Genomic DNA, 18,101 nt, shown 5'->3' on the forward strand with positions numbered 1-18,101 from the left:
AAAGTGACCGCGGTCAAAATTACTCGCGAGGCAGAGACATGACACGTGCACCGCAGAAACGGCGGCTGGAAACCCGGGCAAGACTGCTGGAGGTGGCAGCCGCAATCGTGCAGGAACAGGGCTACAGCGGATTGCGGGTGGAGGATGTGGTCGCCCGCGCTGGAGTGGCAAAGGGCACCTTATTCTCTCATTTCAAGGACAAGGACGGGCTGCTGGCCGTGCTGATCGGGGATGAGGTCATGCGCCTGCTGGACGGGATGGAGGCAGGCGGTGCCCCCCAGGATGCGGAAGAGCTGACCGCCCGGCTCGCGCCGCATCTGGACTACGTCGGCCAGGACCGGGTGATCTTTGATCTGCTTCTGCGCTACTCCGGCACCACGGCGGCAGAACCGGATGAGGTGGTCACTGCCGGTTTCATCCGGCAGGTCACGCTGCTGGCACACTGGCTGCAGGTTCTGCAGGAGGCCGGCCAAATTCGCAAGGATCAGCCGCCGGAACTGCTGGCAGAAGGCATTCAGGCCTTCCTGAACCACGTCCTGGGCGTGTGGTTTTGCATGGAACACGACGATGAAACGCCGCCTGCAAAGGCGCTTGAGCCCTACTTGAAAGCCTGGCTGCAGCTCGCCGCTTAGGTGAAGGGGATCACCAGCCCGACGCAGATCAGCAGCCCGCCGGAGACCAGATTGATCCGCCGCCGGATCCGGGTGGAGGTCACCGCACGGCGCACGCGGTGCACCATTCCCGCCAGCGCCAGATTGCCCAAAAGCGGCACCAGGAAGGACAGGGTGACAATCGCGGCGATGTCTGTCCAGGAGATTCCCGAAAGGTCAAAGAAACCGGGCAGCACGCCCATGTAGAACAGGATCGCCTTGGGATTGCCCAGGATCACCGCGATACCGGCCATGAAACCGGCCCAGACGCCAGGGCGCGTCAGGGCGCGGTTTTCCTCCACCGCGTCGCCGGCATGGCGGATCAGCAGATACCCCATGCCCAGGAACATCGCGCAAGCCACCCAGCGCAGCACTGTCATGATGCCCTCGATTTCCGAGACCACCCAAGACATGCCCGCAACCGCAATCAACGGCCAGAAGATGTCTCCGCAGGCGACGCCAACCGCCAACGGCCAGGCCGCTGGGAACCCGCCGGAAACAGAGCGTGCCATCAGCGCCAGCCACACCGGGCCGGGGGTCAGGAACAGGATGAACAATGCACCGGCATAAAGCGCCAGATCCCTGGGCGTGACGGTCATTTCCGGGACACCTCCGACACGCCTTCTTTATCCGTCACTTCAAGCACTTGCGCCCGGCCCTCCAGTTCCGCGAACAGCTCAGGGCCGGTGCCGGTCATCCAGGCCTGGGTTCCCAGGGCGCAGATCTCATCGTACAACGCAGCGCGGCGGGCAGCGTCCAGATGTGCTGCGACCTCATCCAGCAGGAGGATCGGCGGCGCGCCCTCGCGCTCGGCCAGCGCCCGCGCATTGGCCAGAATCAGCGACACCAGCAACGCCTTCTGCTCGCCGGTGGAGCAGTCCTTGGCCGGGATGCCCTTGGCGCGGTAAGTGCCAATCAGATCGGTGCGGTGCGGCCCTACCAAGGTACGGCCTGCGGCCAGATCGCGGAACCGGCTTTCCTCCAGAACCTCTTTGAAATCGGCCTCTGTGGACGGCATGCTGCCCTCCGATTGAATCAATTCCAGTTCCGCAGCGGGAAAAGCGGTTTCCGCCTCGGCCTGTGCCAATTGCAGCAGGTCAACTGCCTGTACCCGGGCGGCATGAATCCGGTGCCCGGCGGCAGCCATGCGGTCTTCCAGCACCTTGTACCAGGCTGCATCCCGGATTTGTTCCTTCAACAACCGGTTGCGCTCGCGCATCGCCTTTTCATAGGCCAGCGACGCCTCAGCATGACCAGGCTCGAAACTGAGCGCGATCCGGTCCAGAAAGCGCCGCCGCCCTTCGGCTGCCTCAATCCACAGCCGGTCCATTGCCGGGATCAGCCAGACCACGCGCGCCACCTGCCCCAGCGCCAGCTGGCTGGCGGACTTGTTGTCGATCTTCACTTGCCGGGCATTGCCGCCCTCGGACCAGGTTTCCACCTCGAAAGTCTGCGACGGTGCCTGCAGCTCGCCTCTCAGTTTCCAGCCCAATGCCTCTGGCTGGCGCGCCATGTCGGCAGCACTGGCCCGGCGCAAACCGCGGCCCGGCGAAAACAGCGACACCGCCTCCAAGATGTTGGTCTTGCCCGCGCCGTTGTTGCCGTGAAGGGCCACCGGACGCCCGTCCAAACGCAAATCCGCCCGCAAATGCGAGCGGAAATGGGAAAGGGTCAATGCGGTCAGAGCCAGCATGAAGCGCGCGCCCTTTTTCTTCTTTGCAAAATTACTCGCGCTGCAGGCATCGCCGTCAGGCGATCAAACCCGCATCGGCATCACGACGTAAACGGCGCTTTCGTCACTGCCTTCGCGCATCAGGGTCGGATCGCCGGAGGAGTTGAACATGAACACGGCGTTTTCGCGGTCCACCTGGTTAGCGATTTCCAGCAGGTATTTGGCGTTAAAGCCGATTTCCAGCCGCTCGTCATTGTAGGCAACGGCCAGCTCTTCCTCCGCCGCACCGCTGTCGGGCGCGTTCACCGACAGGATCAGCCGATCCTCTTCCAACTGCAGCTTCACCGCGCGGGAGCGTTCAGAAGAAACAGTGGCAACCCGGTCAACGGCCTGTGCGAACTCGGCCGCGTCCACCTCCAGGCGGCGGGTGTTTCCGGCCGGGATCACGCGGGTGTAGTCGGGAAAGGTCCCGTCGATCACCTTGGAGGTCAGAGTGATATTCGGGGTGGCAAAGCGCACCTTGGTTTCAGAGACCGAAACCGCGATATCCATGTCGTCATCATCCAGCAGCTTGCGCAGCTCGCCCACGGTTTTGCGCGGCACGATCACGCCGGGCATGTCCTCGGCGCCCAGCGGCAGTTCCGCGTCGATGCGGGCCAGGCGGTGGCCGTCGGTGGCCACGGCGCGCAGAACCTTGCCGCCATCCCCCGACGACACATGCAGGTAGACACCGTTCAGGTAATACCGGGTTTCCTCAGTGGAGATCGCGAATTTCGACTTGTCGAACAGGCGGCGCAGCACCGCGGCCTTGGCAGCGAAGTTCGAGTGATACTCGGAGGAAGCCATCACCGGAAAATCCTCGCGCGGCAGGGTCGCCAGCGAGAAGTTGGAGCGCCCTGCCTCGACGGTCAGGCGGCCGGTTGCGGCGTCGGCGCTCAGAGTGACCAGCGCGCCGTCAGGCAGCTTGCGGACAATCTCGTGCAGGGTGGTGGCGGCGACGGTGGTGGCGCCGGCGCGTTCCACCTGCGCGGGGGCCTTGTCGACCACCTCGATATCCAGGTCGGTTGCACGGAACTGGACACTGTCGCCCTCGGCTTCGATCAGCACATTCGCCAGGATCGGAATGGTGTTGCGGCGCTCGACCACAGACTGCGCTTGGGCCACGGCCTTGAGGAGCGTGCCGCGTTCGATGCTGATCTTCATGTCCCAAATCCTCTTCGTCAGGCCCGTGTCAGTGGCCGGGACAAGCAACCTACCTGTTTACCCCTGCCGCACAAGGCTTTTTATGGATTTCTCCAAGGGATTTCAGGCGGGGTCAAGAGGGGCTGAACGGCTGGGCCGTGAAACCGGGGGGAACGTTGCAGCAGAACCCGCCGCTGTCCCCGCAGGGACAGCAACGAAAAACGCCCCGGCACAAGGCCGGGACGCAAAACGGGCAGGTGAATGCACTGAAGAGGTGCTTAGGCCTTCACCCGCTCCGATTTCGGATCGTACATCGGCTTCAGGGAAGCTTCGGCTTTCACTTTCACGCCGCAGACGTCGATCTCATAGACCGAACCCAGCACATCCGCTGCGCTTTCCCCCTCGCAGGGCACATAGCCCATGCCGATGGCGGCACCCAGCGTGTGGCCGTAGTTACCGGAGCTGAGATAGCCCACGTATTTGCCGTCGCGGATGATCGGCTCGTTGTGGAACAGCAGCGGCTCGGGGTCGGTCAGTTTGAACTGAACCATGCGGTTCTTGGGACCGCTCTCCTTGCGCTCCAGCACCGCGGCCTTGCCGATAAAGTCGTCCTTGCCGACGGCAACCGCAAAGCCGAGCCCTGCATCAATCACATTGTCTTCGCAAGTGATGTCGTGGCCGAAGTGGCGGAACCCCTTCTCGATCCGGCAGCTGTCCATCATGTGCATGCCGCAGAGCTTGAGCCCCATGTCCTGGCCCGCCTCCCAGAGGGTTTCGAAGGCATGGCCGGACATTTCCGCCGGGATGTAGATTTCCCAGCCAAGTTCACCCACGTAGGTCACCCGGTGCACACGGGCGAGCCCCATGCCAAGTTCGATCTCTTGCGCGGTGCCGAAGGGGTTCACCTCATTGGAGAAATCATTGGGCGACACTTTCTGCAGCAGTTCGCGGGAGTTCGGGCCCATGACGGCCAGAACGCCCTCTCCAGCAGTGACGTCTGTCAGTACGACGTTGAAACCGCCCTTGTTGCGCATCATCCAAGTCTGATCGGCGAGGCGGGTCACCGCTGGGGTCACCACCAGATAGACGGTCTCGCTCAGACGGGTGACGGTCACATCCGCCTCTATCCCGCCGCGGCTGTTCAGGAACTGGGTGTAGACGATCTTGCCCGCCGGAACCGAGACATTGGCACCGCAGATGTAGTTCAGGAACTCCTCCGCATCCGGGCCTTCGACGCGGATCTTGCCAAAGGAGGACATGTCGTACATGCCGACGTTTTCACGGACAGCGCGGTGTTCAGCTGCAGAATTTTCGAACCAGTTCTGGCGTTTCCAGCTGTACTGGTACTCGCGCTCCTGGCCTTCGTTCGCAAACCAGTTGGCGCGTTCCCAGCCACCGATTTCGCCGAATACGGCGCCCTGCTCCTTGAGGTGGTAGTGGAACGGGGTGCGGCGCACGCCGCGGGCCGTGGCCTTCTGGCGGTAGGGGAAATGGTCCGCATAGAGCAGGCCGAGGGTCTCTTTTGAACGCTCGAACAGGTAATGCTTGTTGCCCTGGAACGGGTGCATGCGGGAGATGTCCACATCGCCGAGATCAAACGGCTTCTGGCCGTCTTCCATCCACTGCGCCAGCGCCATGCCTGCGCCGCCTGCGGACTGGATGCCGATCGAGTTGAAGCCTGCGGCGACCCAGAAGTTGTCCATCTCCGGCGCCAGGCCGAGGTGGTAAGCGTCGTCCGGGGTAAAGGATTCCGGTCCGTTGAAGAAAGTGTGGATACCGGCCTCCGCCAGCATCGGCATCCGGTTGCAGGCGGCTTCCAGGATTGGTTCAAAGTGGTCGAAGTCCTCAGGCAGCTGGTCGAACTCGAAGCTGTCGGGGATGCCGTTCATCGCCCAGGGCTTGGCGTTGGGTTCGAAGGCACCCAGCAGGATTTTACCTGCATCTTCCTTGTAGTAGGCGCATTCATCCGGCACCCGCAGCACCGGCATCTGGGTCAGGCCTTCGATGCCTTCGGTGACGATGTAGAAGTGCTCGCAGGCGTGCAGCGGCACGTTGACGCCCGCCATGCGACCGACCTCGTGCCCCCACATGCCGGCGCAATTCACCACCATGTCGGCTTCGATGTGGCCCTGGGTTTGGCCATCATCGCTGGCCCAGTCAACACCGGTGACGCGGCGGCCGTTTTTGGAGATACCGGTGACCTTGATGCGCTCCTTGACCAGCGCGCCGCGCTGGCGGGCGCCCTTGGCCAGGGCCAGCGCAATGTTGGCCGGATCCGCCTGCCCGTCGGTCGGCAGCCAGACACCGCCCGTCACGCCGTCCAGATTGATGTGTTCGTAGCGCTCCTTGACCTCCTTGGGCGACAATTCCTCCACCGGCACGCCAAAGGCGCGGGCCATGGCGGCGTTGCGATAGAGCTCTTCAAGCCGCTCGCCGGTCAGCGCCGCGGACACCGAGCCGACCTGGCGCATGCCGGTGGCGACGCCGGTTTCTTCCTCAAGCCCCAGGTAAAGCTCTGCCGAATAGCGCGCGAGCTTGGTCATGTTGGAGGACGCGCGCAGCTGGCCGATCAGGCCCGCGGCGTGCCAGGTGGTGCCGGAGGTCAGCTGCTTGCGCTCCAGCAGCACCACATCCTTCCAGCCGAGCTTGGTCAGGTGATAGGCCACCGAGCAGCCGATCACGCCACCGCCGATAATCACCACGCGGGCCTTGTTGGGAAGATCGCTCATGTCATCGCTCCTGAATGAGGGTTTGCGCCTGATTATCACGAACAGGCGGCGCAAAATGCATCAAAAACGTCAGACTGCCGAGGCTATTCTCCTGCCTTGAGGATTTTTTCTGAACCATCCTCTCCCAGCCGGCGGCGTTTGCGCAGGGCAAAGGGGGTGATGCCGAAGAAGCTCTTGTACAGGCTGGAAAATCCGTTGGGAAAGCCGCAGGCAAGACCGATCTCGCGGACGCTCATAGTGGTATTGAGCAGGAGATTGTTGGCCTTGGAGAGCCGCATTTCCCGGTAGAACCCATTGGGAGTGGTTCCCAGGAAGGTCCGGAACTTGCGCTCCAGAGAGCGGGTGGAAATACCCAGCTCATCGACGATGTCGCTGATCGGCACCGGCTCCTCGATGTTGTCCTGCATGATGCGGATGCAATGATCCAGGTCGCTGTCACCGGTGATCGTCGGCTTGGCGCCGGCAAAGGGCTGCAGCGAGGAGAAGTCGCGCACCTGTTCGTGCAGCATGATGTTGCCCACGGTCATCTGCGCCGCAGCAGAGGTCAGCCTGCCGACCAGCGCCAGGATGATGTCGACAGTAGACCCCATGCCGGCGCAGGTCACAACCGGCCCGTCCTCGCTGGCCAGCGCATGGCTGGAATCATTCAATCCCATCCGCTCGCGCAGCAGGGCAGAATTTTCCCAGTGGGTCGTCAGCCGACCGGCGGCGCCGCCCTGATCGCGGATATAGCGGGCAGCAGCCTCGGCCAGCAGGTAGACCTTGATATCGCGGCAGGTGTAGCTGGAGATCACCCGTCCCAGGCTGAGGCCCGGATGATCCGGGTCCGAGTTGCCAAGGAAGAAGACAAAATCCGCGTCCGGCTTGGCCGCGAAGGGTTCGGTATCCACGCTGAGGCCCGCCCGGCAGCCTACGCGCCCGCCCTGCAGCGAGCGGACGGTCCATTTGAACGGCGGCTGGGCCAGCACACGATTGGCGATCCGCAGCACCTCGAGGATTGCTGACATTTCGATCAACACAAAACCTTCGGTGACGATGATGTCGATGTGCCAGACCCGGGCCGGGTCTGCCGCTTTCAGTTTTTCCGGAGCTGCCATGCTGATCCCCTCCCCTGGTCAGACGATCCGATGCCCGGCCGCGCGCAAGCAGCGGGCCAGTTCGGCAATATGGTCCGGGCCGACTTCGCAGCAGCCGCCGACGATAGTGGCGCCCTGGGCAACCCAGCCCATGGCAAATTCCGCGTAGGCCACGGGCCCCAGATCCTGACGCTGCTCCAGCGCGTCCACGGTTGGCGCATCCTTCAGGAAGCCCTCTGAAATCCGGGTAAAGCCGTTGGCATAGGCCCCGTATGGTTTGCCGAAGGTCTTCACGATTTCCAGGCCAGCACCGATGACCTCCGGACGCGAGCAATTGAGCAGAACCGCCTCCGGCTGGAATTCCTCAACCAGCGGCGCGAGGTCTGCCAGCGGCTCGCCGGAACGCAGCAGCGTTCCGTCTTCATCGCAAACCGAGGCTGCCAGCCACACCGGTTTGACTGTCCCGGCGCAGCCGAGCAAGGCGCCCCTGGCCTGTTTGACAGAGGACACAGTTTCGATCAGGAACAGATCAGCCTGCGACTCCAGCAGCTGAACAAGCTCTGCATAGACCGGTGCGGCCTCCTGGTGCGGCGGGCAGATATCCGGGCGGTAAGAGGCAATCAGCGGACCCAGCGCAGCGGCGACACTGCCCGAGCCGTGGGCGTCCCGTGCAGCGGTTGCCTGTGCAGCGGCCTTGGCCAGCAATTCTTCGAAATGCCCCTCGATCCCGGCACGGGCCAAACGGTCGCGCAGCACCGCATAGGTATTCGTGGTGGCAATTGTGGCCCCGGCAGCAAAGTAATCCGCGTGAATCCCGCCGACCACATCCGGCTTTTCGATCATCACGGAGGTTGACCACAGCGGCGTCGCCCGGTCACCGGACCGTTTGACGACCTCCTGCCCGATCGAGCCGTCAAGAAGGATGATGTCTGTCATGTGGCCTCCTGCGGGGGAATCAGGACCAGTTTGCCCGGAAACGCCTTGCTCATGAAATCGGCTTGCGCCCGAGCGATGTCCTGCAGGGGGTAGGTTGCCGAGACCAAGGGGCGGATAGCGCCGGAATTGATCAGCTCCACCAGTTCGGCAAAGACCGTACGGGGGGAGAAGGTGCAGCCGTGGATAGTAATGTCGCGCAGGTAAATCTCGCGCAGGTCCGCTGTGACGATCGGGCCGGCAATGGCGCCGGAAACCGCGTAGTGCCCGCCGGGCCGCAGCGCCTGTATCAGCGCAGGCCAGGCCGGGCCGCCGACCACGTCGATGACGGCATCGAATCCGCCCGGTTCAGGGGAGTCCTCGCGGCCGATGATGCTGCCCGCCCCCATTGCGGTCACCGCCTCCGCCTTGGCGGGCGATGTCTGGCCGGTCACCTGCGCGCCGAGACGGGCCGCGAGCTGGACCGCAGCCAGCCCGACTCCGCCGGAAGCGCCAGTCACAAACACCCGCTGGCCACCGGAGACACCGGCACGGTGCAGCAGGTTCCAGGCGGTTCCATAGGCACAGGGCATGGCCGCAATCTCGGTATCGGACAGTGGAGAAGCGCTGACGTCGAACAGCTCTGCCGCCTCCATCAGGCAGTATTGCGCGAAAGCGCCATCAAGCTCAGATCCGAGGGCAACAAAAGCCACCGGGTTGTCCGGCTGCGGCCGGGGAATATTGATCTGGCTGGTGACCCGCTGTCCGACGCGGATGGCACCGGTATCGGGTCCGGTCTGAACCACCAGGCCACACAGGTCGCCGCCTTGGATACGGGGAAAACTCAGGGCGCCGCCCCAGCCGCCGGCCTCGACCTCTGCATCATCGCCGACCGCATCCGTGGCTCCCGTCACTTCTGACGAATACCAGCCGATCCGGGTGTTGATGTCGGTGTTGTTGACGCCTGCCGCCAGCACCTTGACCAGCACCTGCCCCGGTCCAGGGACCGGAACAGGAATATCTTCACGCCATTCGAGCGCATCCGGCCCGCCATGCCGGGTCAAACAGACCCCTTTCATCATCTGGGCCATCGCTGAAGCCTCCTGAAACAAGCGTGACGGGCGGACCCTAGCACATCAGGCGCGCAGGCGCTCGTTGGCCGGATCCCACAGCGGTTCGTCTTTCTGAACCACCGCGCGGCACTTCTCACCGTAGATCTCGACCTCCAGCTCGGTGCCTGGCACCGCCAGATCGCTGCGCACCATCCCCAGCGCGATGGAGGCGTTCACACGGTAGCCCCAGTCGCCCGAAGTGGTCTCGCCCACGATCGCGCCATCCTTCCAGATGCAGGACATGTAGGGCGCGTCTGCGTCGCCAGCCTCGACGATCAGGGTCACAAAGGACTTCTTCGCGCCCTGCTGCTTTTCGTTCTGGATGGCAGCCTTGCCCGGGAAGTCCTGAGGCTTGTCCAGTTTGACGAACCGCTCCAGCCCGCCTTCAAGCAGCGAGTAGTCGGTGCTGAGGTCGCCCTTCCAGGTGCGGTAGCCCTTTTCGATGCGCAGGGAGTTCAGCGCATACATGCCGAAAGGCTTGGCGCCGCCTGCCAGCAGAGCGTCGTAGATTGCCGGCTGGTGCTCGTTGGCGCAGTGCACCTCCCAGCCCAGTTCGCCTGCATAGGACACCCGCGCGAGGAAGGCGGGCTTGCCCGATACGGTGGCTTCCTGGTGAGTGAGCCAGCCCAGGGACAGATCGGCCTCGGACAGCGAGGCAAACAACTCCCGCGATTTCGGACCGGTGACAATCATGGTCGCGAACTCGGTGGTATGGTCGGTCAGGGTCAGCCCTGCGGGCAGCGCCTTCTTCAGGATTTCGAAGTCGTGCCACTGGGCCGAACCTGCGGTGATCATGGTGAAGTGGTCTTCGCCATGCCGGACACAGGACATTTCAGTCAGGATGCGGCCGCGGTCGTCCGAGACGTAGACCAGGTTCATTCGGCCCACTTTGGGCAATCCGCCGGTGATTTGGCCGCGCAGGAATTCGGCCGCGCCTTCGCCGCTCAGGTTGAAGCGGGAGAAGCCCGGCAGGTCCAGCACGCCGACGCCGTCGCGGACCGCTTCGCACTCTTCCTTGATGCGCTGCTGCCACGGGCCGGAGCGGCCCCAGGTGTGGGTTGCTTCCTCGGAGGTGTCGTCGCCGTCCTTGGCAAACCAATTGGCACGCTCCCAGCCATTATAGGCGCCCATCACACCGCCCAGCGCCTTGATGCGGCTGTGAACCTGGCTGACTTTCTTGTCGCGTGCAGCCGGCCATTCGTGGTGCGGGAAGTGCATGGCGTATTCGTTGCCGTAGACTTCCATGCCTTTCTGATCACAGTAATCCTGGTCGGTATAGTCGGTGTAGCGGCGCGGATCGACCGCCCACATGTCCCATTCGGTGTGGCCGTCGACGATCCATTCCGCCAGCACCTTGCCGGCGCCGCCGCCCTGGGCGATGCCGAAGGTAAAGACGCAGGCCTCGAACGCGTTGTCCACGCCCGGCATCGGGCCGATCAGCGGCAGGCCGTCGGGGGCGTAGGGGATCGGGCCATTGATCACGCTGGACACGCCGGAGGAGGCCATCAGCGGCACCCGCTCCATCGCGTCGGTCACGATGTCCTCGATCCGGTCCAGGTCGTCCGACCACAGCTGGAACGAGAAGTCGTCCGGCATCTGGTCGTCTTCGGTCAACCAGTGGCCTTTGCAATTCGGCTCGTAGGGGCCGAGGTTGTAGCCGTTCTTCTCCTGGCGCAGGTAATAGGAGACATCCACGTCGCGGATCAGCGGCAGCTTTTTACCGGTTTCCTTGGTGTGCGCTTCGATCTCCGGGATCTGCTCGGTCAGCAGATACTGGTGCGACATCACCATCATTGGCACAGTGCGGCCGCCATAGGGCTTAAACCACTCCCCCACCCGCTGGGCATAATAGCCGGCGGCATTCACCACATAGTCGCATTCGATATCGCCCTTCTCGGTGTGCACGATCCAGGTCTTGCCTTCCTTCTGAGTGACACCGGTTGCCGGGCAGAAACGGATGATCCTTGCGCCCAAATCGCGGGCGCCCTTGGCCAGCGCCTGCGTCACCTGAGCCGGATCGATGTCGCCGTCAGACGGATCCCACAGCACCCCTTCCAGATCGTGGGTCTCGAGGAACGGATAGTTCTCCTTGGCCTGTTCCGGGGTCCAGATTTCCATCCCGATGCCCTGGTAACGGCCCATGGAGCAGGCACGTTCAAATTCCTGCATCCGCTCTTTGGTATGCGCCAGACGGATCGAACCGGTCTGGTGGTAGTTCATCGGATAGTCGACCTCCTCGCCGAGGCGGGAATAAAGTTCGGTCGAGTAGCGCTGCATGTTCATGATCGACCAGGAGGTCGAGAAAGTCGGGACATTGCCTGCCGCGTGCCAGGTCGAGCCGGCCGTCAGCTCGTTTTTCTCCAGCAGAACACAATCGGTCCAGCCCTTCTTGGCCAGATGATAAAGCGACGAGCAGCCGATGACGCCGCCGCCGATGATGACCACGCGGGCCTTAGTTGGAAAATCAGACATGTTCGCTCCCTAGTCTCAGTCTTCTTGCGGCACGCCGTCCGCAATCCGGTAGTAGTCGCCCTTGGAGGCGGTAAAGATGTGCTTTTCGACGCTGAGACCGGTGTTCCCGTCGACAGCGCCCAAAGCGAAACTGGTGCTGTCTTCCCCCGCCGCCTTCCAGAACAGGAAGGAGCCGCAGCGCAGGCAGCTGCCACGTTTGGCCTGCGGCGTTGCCTCGAACCAGCTCACCGGACCGGTGATGGCAATCTCCTCGTCGCGCACCTGCGCAGAGGCCCAGATGCCGCCCGACTGCTTGCGGCACTGGCTGCAATGGCACATCGAGGCATTCTGCGGCTTGGCAGCGGTTTCAAAACGGATGTCGCCGCAAAGACAGGATCCTTTGATCATCGTTTCCTCCTAGTAGACCGGCGGGGCGATCACCCAGACGGCCACTGCGGGCTCGTCGTACGGGTTCGACCATTGATACGGCTCATGCTTGATCCGGAAGCTGTCGCCGGGACCAACGGTGAAGCTTCGGTTGCCGATCAGCAGATCCAGCCTGCCCGAAATCATGTAGCCGACCTCCTGCGTCGGCCGGTTCGCCGGCGTCTGCATCTTCGAACGGGGACGGAAAGTGGAATGCACCATCTCGAAATCGTCGGTCAGGTCGGGGGACAGCAGCTCTTCGATCAGACCCTCCTCGCCGGACCCCATCGGGCGCCGGGAGCCGGCGCGCACAACATAGCCATGCTCTTCCGCCGGGGCGCCGACATTGGCAAACAGCATCGACATCGGCACCCCCAGCGCCTCGGCAATCTGACGCAGGTCGGAAATCGAGGGTTCGGACATGTCGCGCTCAACTTGGCTCAGCCAGCCGACCGAGCGGTTCAGCATCGCGGCAATGTCCGACAGCGTCAGCCCGCGCGCCTTGCGCAAGGCCCTGATGTCCGCCCCCAGTGTCGCCGCTGCCACCGTCTGATCGTTCACCGGCCCTCTCCCCCTTCCATGAAAAAATCTCCTCGTTTTTCACGATGAACCGAGTTCGTGAAATTTCCAAGCATTTTTTCACGAACCGGAAAGATGCCATGAAAAAACCCAGCACCTTCAGGCGCCGGGCGGCATTTTTCTGGTCTGCAGCCCCTTAGGGTAAGGCCCAGAGGCCGGGCGCAAAGCCCCAGGCAGCGAATCAGCCGCGGCTGAACACCTGCCGCAGAATTGCCTCCAGCTGGTCTGCGTCTTCCTGAGTGAAGGCATCCGGCTGGTCGCTGTCGATGTCAAACACCCCGATCAGATCCCCGGCGCCGTTCCAAACCGGGAGCACCAGTTCCGAGCGGGTGGAGGAGGCGCATGCGATATGGCCCGGGAAAGCATCGACATCCGGCACCAGCTGCACCTCCCCGGTACGCGCAGCGGCGCCGCAAACGCCGCGGGAGAACGGGATCTGCAGGCAGCCATGGCCGCCCTGATAAGGCCCGATCTTCAGCAGCTCCGGCGCCACGGCGCGGTAAAAGCCGGTCCAGTTGAATCGGCCGTCCGCGTGGTGGACCTCGCAGGCCACAGTGGCCATCAGCGCCACCTGATCCGTTTCGCCTTCGGTCAGCGCTGCGATGGTCTTTGCCAGGGTTTCGTAATCAACCTGCATGTGCAGCTCTCCTGAAACGTATTGAGGGGGCTGTCTGCCCCCTCTTGACCTCGCGGTCAATTCACCCCCGAGAGTATTTTGCAAAGGTGAAGATCACACCCGCTCGATGGCGATCGCCGTGCCTTCGCCGCCGCCGATGCAAATCGCGGCCACGCCGCGTTTCAGGCCGCGCTTTTCCAGCGCGTTCAGAAGGGTGACCATGATCCGCGCACCGGAGGCGCCGATCGGATGGCCCAGCGCGCAGGCGCCGCCGTTCACGTTCACCTTGTCGCGCGAGATGCCCATTTCATGCATGAAGGCCATCGGCACCACGGCAAAGGCCTCGTTCACTTCCCACAGATCAACATCCCCGACTGTCCAGCCGATGGACTTGAGCAGTTTCCGGGCGGCTGGCACAGGGGCGGTGGTGAACCAGCCCGGCGCCTGGGCGTGGCTGGCGTGGCCCAGGATGCGGGCGCGGACCTTCAGGCCTTTTGTCTCGGCGATTTCAGCAGAGGCCAGCACCAACGCCGCGGCTCCATCGGAAATGGAAGACGCATTGGCCGCGGTCACAGTGCCATCCTTGCGGAAAGCGGGTTTCAGCGTCGGGATCTTTTCCGGGCACGCCGATTTCGGCTGCTCATCCGCATCCGTCACCACTTCGCCCTTGCGGGTCTTCACGGTCACGGGCGCAATTTCACCGTCAAAGGCGCCGCTCTCCTGCGCTTCCAGCGCGTTGGACAACGACTTCAGAGCATATTCATCCTGGGCTTCGCGGGTGAACTGGTACTTTTCGGCGCAGTCCTCGGCAAAGGTGCCCATCAGGCGCCCCTTGTCATAAGCGTCTTCCAGCCCATCCAGGAACATGTGGTCGACCACCTGGCCGTGGCCGATCCGGGCGCCGCCGCGCATTTTGGGCAGTATGTAGGGCGCGTTGGTCATGCTCTCCATACCGCCGGCGACCATCGTCTCCGCATGGCCCAGCGCAATCTGATCGAAGGCGATCATCGCCGCCTTCATGCCGGAACCGCACATCTTGTTCAGCGTGGTGGCCGGAACATCCTCGCCCAGTCCCGCAGCAAATCCCGCCTGCCGTGCAGGCGCCTGACCCTGGCCTGCAGGCAGCACACAGCCCATCAGCACTTCATCCACGGTGGCAGTTCCAGCCCCTTCCAGGGCCGCACGGATCGCAGCACCGCCAAGTTCCGCAGCCGTCACGCCGTCATACATGCCCTGGAACCCGCCCATGGGTGTCCGGGCCGCTCCGGCGATAACAACATCTTTCATGCAATTTTCCTCCAATCGTCGAAATTATACCTACAGAAAAGTAAGCTTTGCGGTCTAGAGTGCTGTCTAATGACGTTACATCCCGGGGGATCAAAATGAGCCTGACGACCACCATGACGGACGGTGCACAGATCGTCAAAGTCAATGCCGAACGCATTGATGCCGCCATGGCTATCCAGTTCAAGGAAGACATGCGCACGGAAACCGAAGCCGGACCAGAGCGCGTCATTCTGGATCTGTCCGAGGTGCAGTTTATTGATTCCAGCGGGCTTGGCGCGATTGTCGCGGCCATGAAACAGCTGGGCGGCAGCCGCAGGCTGGACCTGGCCGGCCTGACCCCAATGGTGGAGAAGGTTTTCCGGCTGACCCGTATGGACACGATCTTCGACCTCTACAGTTCGCTGAGTGAAGCAACCGCCCCTGCCAGCGCAAACTCTTGAAGACGACTGCGCTGGCGGCGCAAAGCGAGAAATTGATGGTAAGAACCTTTGCCTGCTCGTTCACGGCCACTAATCTGGATGCCCGATCCGGCGTCTCATCCGTTGTGGACCGGCTGCGGACCCTGGGAATTCCAGCGGCCCGAGCGGACGAAGTGCAAATCGCGCTGACCGAGGCTGTCAACAACGTGGTCGAGCACGCGTATGCGGAGAATGACCCTGGGGATGTCCGAATACAGGCAAAACTCTCTCCAGAACACTTATGGGTCAGCATTCAGGACGCTGGTGCCCCCTACCCGAACGGAGAACTGCCAGAAGGCAAGCCTGCTGACGTCAATGTTCCTGCCAAAAATTTGCCTGAAGGCGGGTTTGGCTGGTTCCTGATCCGGGAACTCGCGAGTCAGGTTCAATATGAGCGTTCCGAAGGCAGCAACAACCTGACACTCTGTTTTGAGATCCAAGTCACCAGCCCTTCGGCTGAAGCCTGAGACAGATTTGGCGGACATCCCAGCTGAGTAGGCGCAACTTTAACGCTTTGCCACAATCACGCCGCATTCCCGGCCCACCGCAGCCCAATAGATATGCGAAACCTTACCTGTAGCTGAAACGAGCTTCCCCTGGTGCCGTGCGTTCTTGCCCCCACCAGAGCACGGCACCGGGGACACCTCTATACAGCCTTCGCCTCTCCCTTACCTATGTGACGCACCGTCTGCTTTGTGCTGGTTGCAATTTGATTTGCCTTCAGGCGGGTCATCTCTAGGCTTGGCGTGTCAAAACGGAAAGTGAGCCATGCGAGACTTCCATCTGCCCGGCCGTTCGGCTGTTTTTGCAGTTTCCGGAATGTGCGCCACCTCGCATCCGCTGGCGGCGCGGGTTGCTGTGGACATTCTGCAGCGCGGCGGCAATGCCATGGACGGGGCTTTGGCCGGAGCGGTCATGCTCGGCATCTGCGAGCCGCAAATGACGGGTATCGGTGGAGACTGCTTTGTGCTTCATTCAAGACCCGGGCATGGCATCCGGGCATGGAACGGGTCAGGGCGCGCACCTGCAGGTGCCAGTGCTGCGGACCTGCGAGCGCGGGGCCTGGCAGCGGTGCCGTTGACCAGCGCGGACGCAGTTACCATTCCATACTCCATGGATGCGTTTTGCTGTCTTGCGGAAACTGAGGGACGGTTAGGCCTGGACACGCTGCTGCAGCCCGCCATCCATTACGCCGAACATGGCGTTCCAGTTGCTCCCCGCACCGCTTTTGACTGGAAAAACAGTGCTGAAACCCTGCAAGGCGCAGCGCTCAAACATTACCTGAAAGACGGCCGCCCCCTGGGCACTGGAGAGGTGTTCCGCGCGCCGGGTCAAGCCGAAGTGCTGCGCCGGGTCGCTAAGAACGGGCGCGATGCGTTCTACTCTGGGGAAGTGGCTGAAGACATGATCGCTGCATTGTCAGCTTTGGGCGGTGCACACAACATTGGGGACTTTGAATCCGCGGCAAGTTTTGCCACATGTCCGGTTGAAGGCCACTACAAAGACAATTGTCTGGCCGAACACCCGCCCAACGGGCAAGGTGCGGCGGCAATCCTTCTCCTCAATATTCTCAAAAGCTTCGATCTTGGCAGCTTGGATCCTTTTGGGGCTGAGCGCGCGCACCTCGAAGCGGAGGCCGCCAAGCTGGCCTATGACGCACGTAACCGGTTTATTGCCGACGCGGATTACACCGCGCGGCTTGACCACATGCTTTCGGCTGAAACCGCTGCAAATCTTGCAGCTCTGATTGACCCGAAACGCGCGATGCCCGCCGCCGAACCGCTGACCGAAGCCGTGCACAAGGAAACCGTCTATATCACTGTCGTAGACAAAGACCGCATGGCCGTGTCTCTTATTTATTCGATCTTCCACGGGTTCGGCTCTGGTATCGCCTCGGAAAAGTTTGGCATTTTGCTTCAGAACCGCGGTGCCGGCTTTACGCTTGAGGCAGGTCATCCAAACGAATTTGGTCCCGGCAAACGGCCGATGCACACGATCATTCCGGCTATGCTGAAGAAGGGTGAAGACGTGATCATGCCCTTCGGCGTGATGGGCGGCGGATACCAGCCGACCGGCCACGCCAGGCTGGTATCAAACCTTTTGGATTTCGGTATGGACCTGCAAACCGCGATCGATGCCCCGCGGTGCTTCGCCGACAGTGGTATTTTGAAAGTTGAGCGCGGCTATTCTGACGCGGTCCGAAGGCAGCTGAGCGAGTTGGGGCACAAAGTTGAAACGCCGGACACGCCGCTAGGAGGAGCGCAAGCGATCCGCATCAGTGAATCAGGAGTGCTGGAAGGCGGCAGCGATCCGCGCAAGGACGGGTGTGCTTTGGGCTACTGATGCCTGCGGTTCGGCTCGAAAGAGCTGGATAAAGATATCAGTTCAGCTGGTAGTGCAAAGAATAGGCGCCACCGTCAAAATGACCAAACATCTCAGGCACATCGGGATGACCGACAGGCTCACCCGAGTAATCCGCAACAAGGTTCTGTTCGGAAACATAAGCAACATAGTAACTTTGGTCGTTCTCGGCCAAAAGATGATAAAATGGCTGGTCCTTGACTGGCCGGCTGTCTTCCGGGATCGCTTCGTACCATTCTTCGGTATTCGAGAACTCAGGATCCACATCAAAGACGACACCGCGAAAGGGATGCTTCCGGTGGCGGACGACCTGCCCAAGATTGTATTTTGCGCGTGTTCTCATCATGGTCTTTTAGCCCTCGTCCTATCTAAATAGCGCGTCCGTCGGGGAAAAGTCCAACTCTTGAGGCAAATTATCGGGGAAACAAACTGTGGAGACCGCTTTGACAGTAGCAAATGCCCCCTCTCTGACTGTTTCTGCCCCCTGTCTGGCAGAAGGGTGACAGCATGTTCTGGAGCCTCTTCGGATGGTGCGATTACGTTTACGGCAGATGTGCGCTGGGGTGCGAGGTTTTCCCGCAACTGAAGGG

17 protein-coding genes are annotated in these 18,101 nt (G+C 62.1%); 4 read left to right on the plus strand and 13 right to left on the minus strand.

Features of this window, described 5'->3' with window-relative positions; all coding sequences use genetic code 11:
• Positions 1-38: 38 nt before the first annotated feature.
• On the plus strand, positions 39-632 hold the full coding sequence (locus K3725_RS17640) for a TetR/AcrR family transcriptional regulator (RefSeq protein WP_260016556.1): 594 nt from the start codon (positions 39-41) through the stop codon (positions 630-632).
• Here the strand turns inward: K3725_RS17640 and K3725_RS17645 are convergent.
• From K3725_RS17645 to K3725_RS17700, 12 genes are all read right to left on the minus strand, one after another.
• Positions 629-1,249 (minus strand): LysE family translocator, encoded by a 621-nt coding sequence (locus K3725_RS17645; protein WP_260016557.1) that lies wholly within the window; start codon positions 1,247-1,249, stop codon positions 629-631. The two genes, K3725_RS17640 and K3725_RS17645, sit on opposite strands and share 4 nt — an antisense overlap.
• A complete protein-coding gene (gene recF, locus K3725_RS17650; RefSeq protein ID WP_260016558.1) occupies positions 1,246-2,343 on the minus strand; it encodes a DNA replication/repair protein RecF in 1,098 nt (365 codons plus the stop codon). Before recF ends, K3725_RS17645 begins: the two co-directional genes overlap by 4 nt.
• A gap of 63 nt (positions 2,344-2,406) precedes the next feature.
• Positions 2,407-3,525, minus strand: coding sequence for a DNA polymerase III subunit beta (gene dnaN / locus K3725_RS17655; RefSeq protein ID WP_260016559.1), 1,119 nt, complete (start codon positions 3,523-3,525; stop codon positions 2,407-2,409).
• A 257-nt stretch (positions 3,526-3,782) separates the two neighbouring features.
• Positions 3,783-6,233 carry an FAD-dependent oxidoreductase gene (locus tag K3725_RS17660; RefSeq protein WP_260016560.1) on the minus strand — a complete coding sequence of 817 codons (2,451 nt, stop codon included), beginning with the start codon at positions 6,231-6,233 and terminating at the stop codon, positions 3,783-3,785.
• 83 nt (positions 6,234-6,316) lie between these two features.
• The gene (locus K3725_RS17665; protein WP_260016561.1) at positions 6,317-7,330 is read right to left on the minus strand and encodes a GlxA family transcriptional regulator; all 1,014 of its coding nucleotides are present in this window, start codon (positions 7,328-7,330) and stop codon (positions 6,317-6,319) included.
• 18 nt (positions 7,331-7,348) lie between these two features.
• Entirely contained in the window at positions 7,349-8,245 is an 897-nt protein-coding gene (locus K3725_RS17670) for a homocysteine S-methyltransferase family protein (protein ID WP_260016562.1), read from the minus strand.
• Entirely contained in the window at positions 8,242-9,312 is a 1,071-nt protein-coding gene (locus tag K3725_RS17675) for an alcohol dehydrogenase family protein (protein WP_260016563.1), read from the minus strand. The genes K3725_RS17670 and K3725_RS17675 overlap by 4 nt, the downstream gene beginning before the upstream one ends.
• 45 nt (positions 9,313-9,357) lie before the next feature.
• The gene (locus tag K3725_RS17680) at positions 9,358-11,805 is read right to left on the minus strand and encodes an FAD-dependent oxidoreductase (RefSeq protein ID WP_260016564.1); all 2,448 of its coding nucleotides are present in this window, start codon (positions 11,803-11,805) and stop codon (positions 9,358-9,360) included.
• Between the two features lie 15 nt (positions 11,806-11,820).
• Positions 11,821-12,192 carry a GFA family protein gene (locus K3725_RS17685; protein ID WP_260016565.1) on the minus strand — a complete coding sequence of 124 codons (372 nt, stop codon included), beginning with the start codon at positions 12,190-12,192 and terminating at the stop codon, positions 11,821-11,823.
• A gap of 9 nt (positions 12,193-12,201) precedes the next feature.
• Positions 12,202-12,771 carry a helix-turn-helix domain-containing protein gene (locus tag K3725_RS17690; RefSeq protein ID WP_260016566.1) on the minus strand — a complete coding sequence of 190 codons (570 nt, stop codon included), beginning with the start codon at positions 12,769-12,771 and terminating at the stop codon, positions 12,202-12,204.
• A gap of 199 nt (positions 12,772-12,970) precedes the next feature.
• The gene (locus tag K3725_RS17695) at positions 12,971-13,426 is read right to left on the minus strand and encodes a GAF domain-containing protein (protein ID WP_260016567.1); all 456 of its coding nucleotides are present in this window, start codon (positions 13,424-13,426) and stop codon (positions 12,971-12,973) included.
• A gap of 93 nt (positions 13,427-13,519) precedes the next feature.
• A complete protein-coding gene (locus K3725_RS17700) occupies positions 13,520-14,692 on the minus strand; it encodes an acetyl-CoA C-acyltransferase (protein WP_260016568.1) in 1,173 nt (390 codons plus the stop codon).
• A gap of 95 nt (positions 14,693-14,787) precedes the next feature.
• Here K3725_RS17700 and K3725_RS17705 point away from each other — a divergent pair, with 95 nt between their 5' ends.
• The 3 genes from K3725_RS17705 (at position 14,788) to K3725_RS17715 (ending at position 17,493) form a co-directional block, all read left to right on the plus strand.
• Complete coding sequence (locus tag K3725_RS17705; protein WP_039184747.1) at positions 14,788-15,132, plus strand: STAS domain-containing protein; 345 nt, start codon at positions 14,788-14,790, stop codon at positions 15,130-15,132.
• Positions 15,133-15,167: 35 nt separating this feature from the next.
• Positions 15,168-15,617, plus strand: coding sequence for an ATP-binding protein (locus K3725_RS17710; RefSeq protein WP_260018633.1), 450 nt, complete (start codon positions 15,168-15,170; stop codon positions 15,615-15,617).
• A 301-nt stretch (positions 15,618-15,918) separates the two neighbouring features.
• Positions 15,919-17,493: a gamma-glutamyltransferase family protein gene (locus K3725_RS17715; protein ID WP_260016569.1), complete on the plus strand. Its 1,575-nt coding sequence runs from the start codon at positions 15,919-15,921 to the stop codon at positions 17,491-17,493.
• 37 nt (positions 17,494-17,530) lie between these two features.
• Here K3725_RS17715 and hspQ read toward each other — a convergent pair whose 3' ends face one another.
• A complete protein-coding gene (gene hspQ / locus K3725_RS17720) occupies positions 17,531-17,857 on the minus strand; it encodes a heat shock protein HspQ (protein ID WP_260016570.1) in 327 nt (108 codons plus the stop codon).
• Positions 17,858-18,101: the final 244 nt, after the last annotated feature.

Origin of the sequence: Leisingera sp. S132, from assembly GCF_025144465.1 — a bacterium.
In the GTDB taxonomy this organism is placed as follows: domain Bacteria; phylum Pseudomonadota; class Alphaproteobacteria; order Rhodobacterales; family Rhodobacteraceae; genus Leisingera.

Coding starts and splice junctions, on each gene's coding strand:
- K3725_RS17640 (WP_260016556.1), top strand. CDS start 39: ATGACACGTGCACCGCAGAAACGGCGGCTGGAAACCCGGGCAAGACTG.
- K3725_RS17645 (WP_260016557.1), bottom strand. CDS start 1,249: ATGACCGTCACGCCCAGGGATCTGGCGCTTTATGCCGGTGCATTGTTC.
- recF (WP_260016558.1), bottom strand. CDS start 2,343: ATGCTGGCTCTGACCGCATTGACCCTTTCCCATTTCCGCTCGCATTTG.
- dnaN (WP_260016559.1), bottom strand. CDS start 3,525: ATGAAGATCAGCATCGAACGCGGCACGCTCCTCAAGGCCGTGGCCCAA.
- K3725_RS17660 (WP_260016560.1), bottom strand. CDS start 6,233: ATGAGCGATCTTCCCAACAAGGCCCGCGTGGTGATTATCGGCGGTGGC.
- K3725_RS17665 (WP_260016561.1), bottom strand. CDS start 7,330: ATGGCAGCTCCGGAAAAACTGAAAGCGGCAGACCCGGCCCGGGTCTGG.
- K3725_RS17670 (WP_260016562.1), bottom strand. CDS start 8,245: ATGACAGACATCATCCTTCTTGACGGCTCGATCGGGCAGGAGGTCGTC.
- K3725_RS17675 (WP_260016563.1), bottom strand. CDS start 9,312: ATGGCCCAGATGATGAAAGGGGTCTGTTTGACCCGGCATGGCGGGCCG.
- K3725_RS17680 (WP_260016564.1), bottom strand. CDS start 11,805: ATGTCTGATTTTCCAACTAAGGCCCGCGTGGTCATCATCGGCGGCGGC.
- K3725_RS17685 (WP_260016565.1), bottom strand. CDS start 12,192: ATGATCAAAGGATCCTGTCTTTGCGGCGACATCCGTTTTGAAACCGCT.
- K3725_RS17695 (WP_260016567.1), bottom strand. CDS start 13,426: ATGCAGGTTGATTACGAAACCCTGGCAAAGACCATCGCAGCGCTGACC.
- K3725_RS17700 (WP_260016568.1), bottom strand. CDS start 14,692: ATGAAAGATGTTGTTATCGCCGGAGCGGCCCGGACACCCATGGGCGGG.
- K3725_RS17705 (WP_039184747.1), top strand. CDS start 14,788: ATGAGCCTGACGACCACCATGACGGACGGTGCACAGATCGTCAAAGTC.
- K3725_RS17710 (WP_260018633.1), top strand. CDS start 15,168: ATGGTAAGAACCTTTGCCTGCTCGTTCACGGCCACTAATCTGGATGCC.
- K3725_RS17715 (WP_260016569.1), top strand. CDS start 15,919: ATGCGAGACTTCCATCTGCCCGGCCGTTCGGCTGTTTTTGCAGTTTCC.
- hspQ (WP_260016570.1), bottom strand. CDS start 17,857: ATGATGAGAACACGCGCAAAATACAATCTTGGGCAGGTCGTCCGCCAC.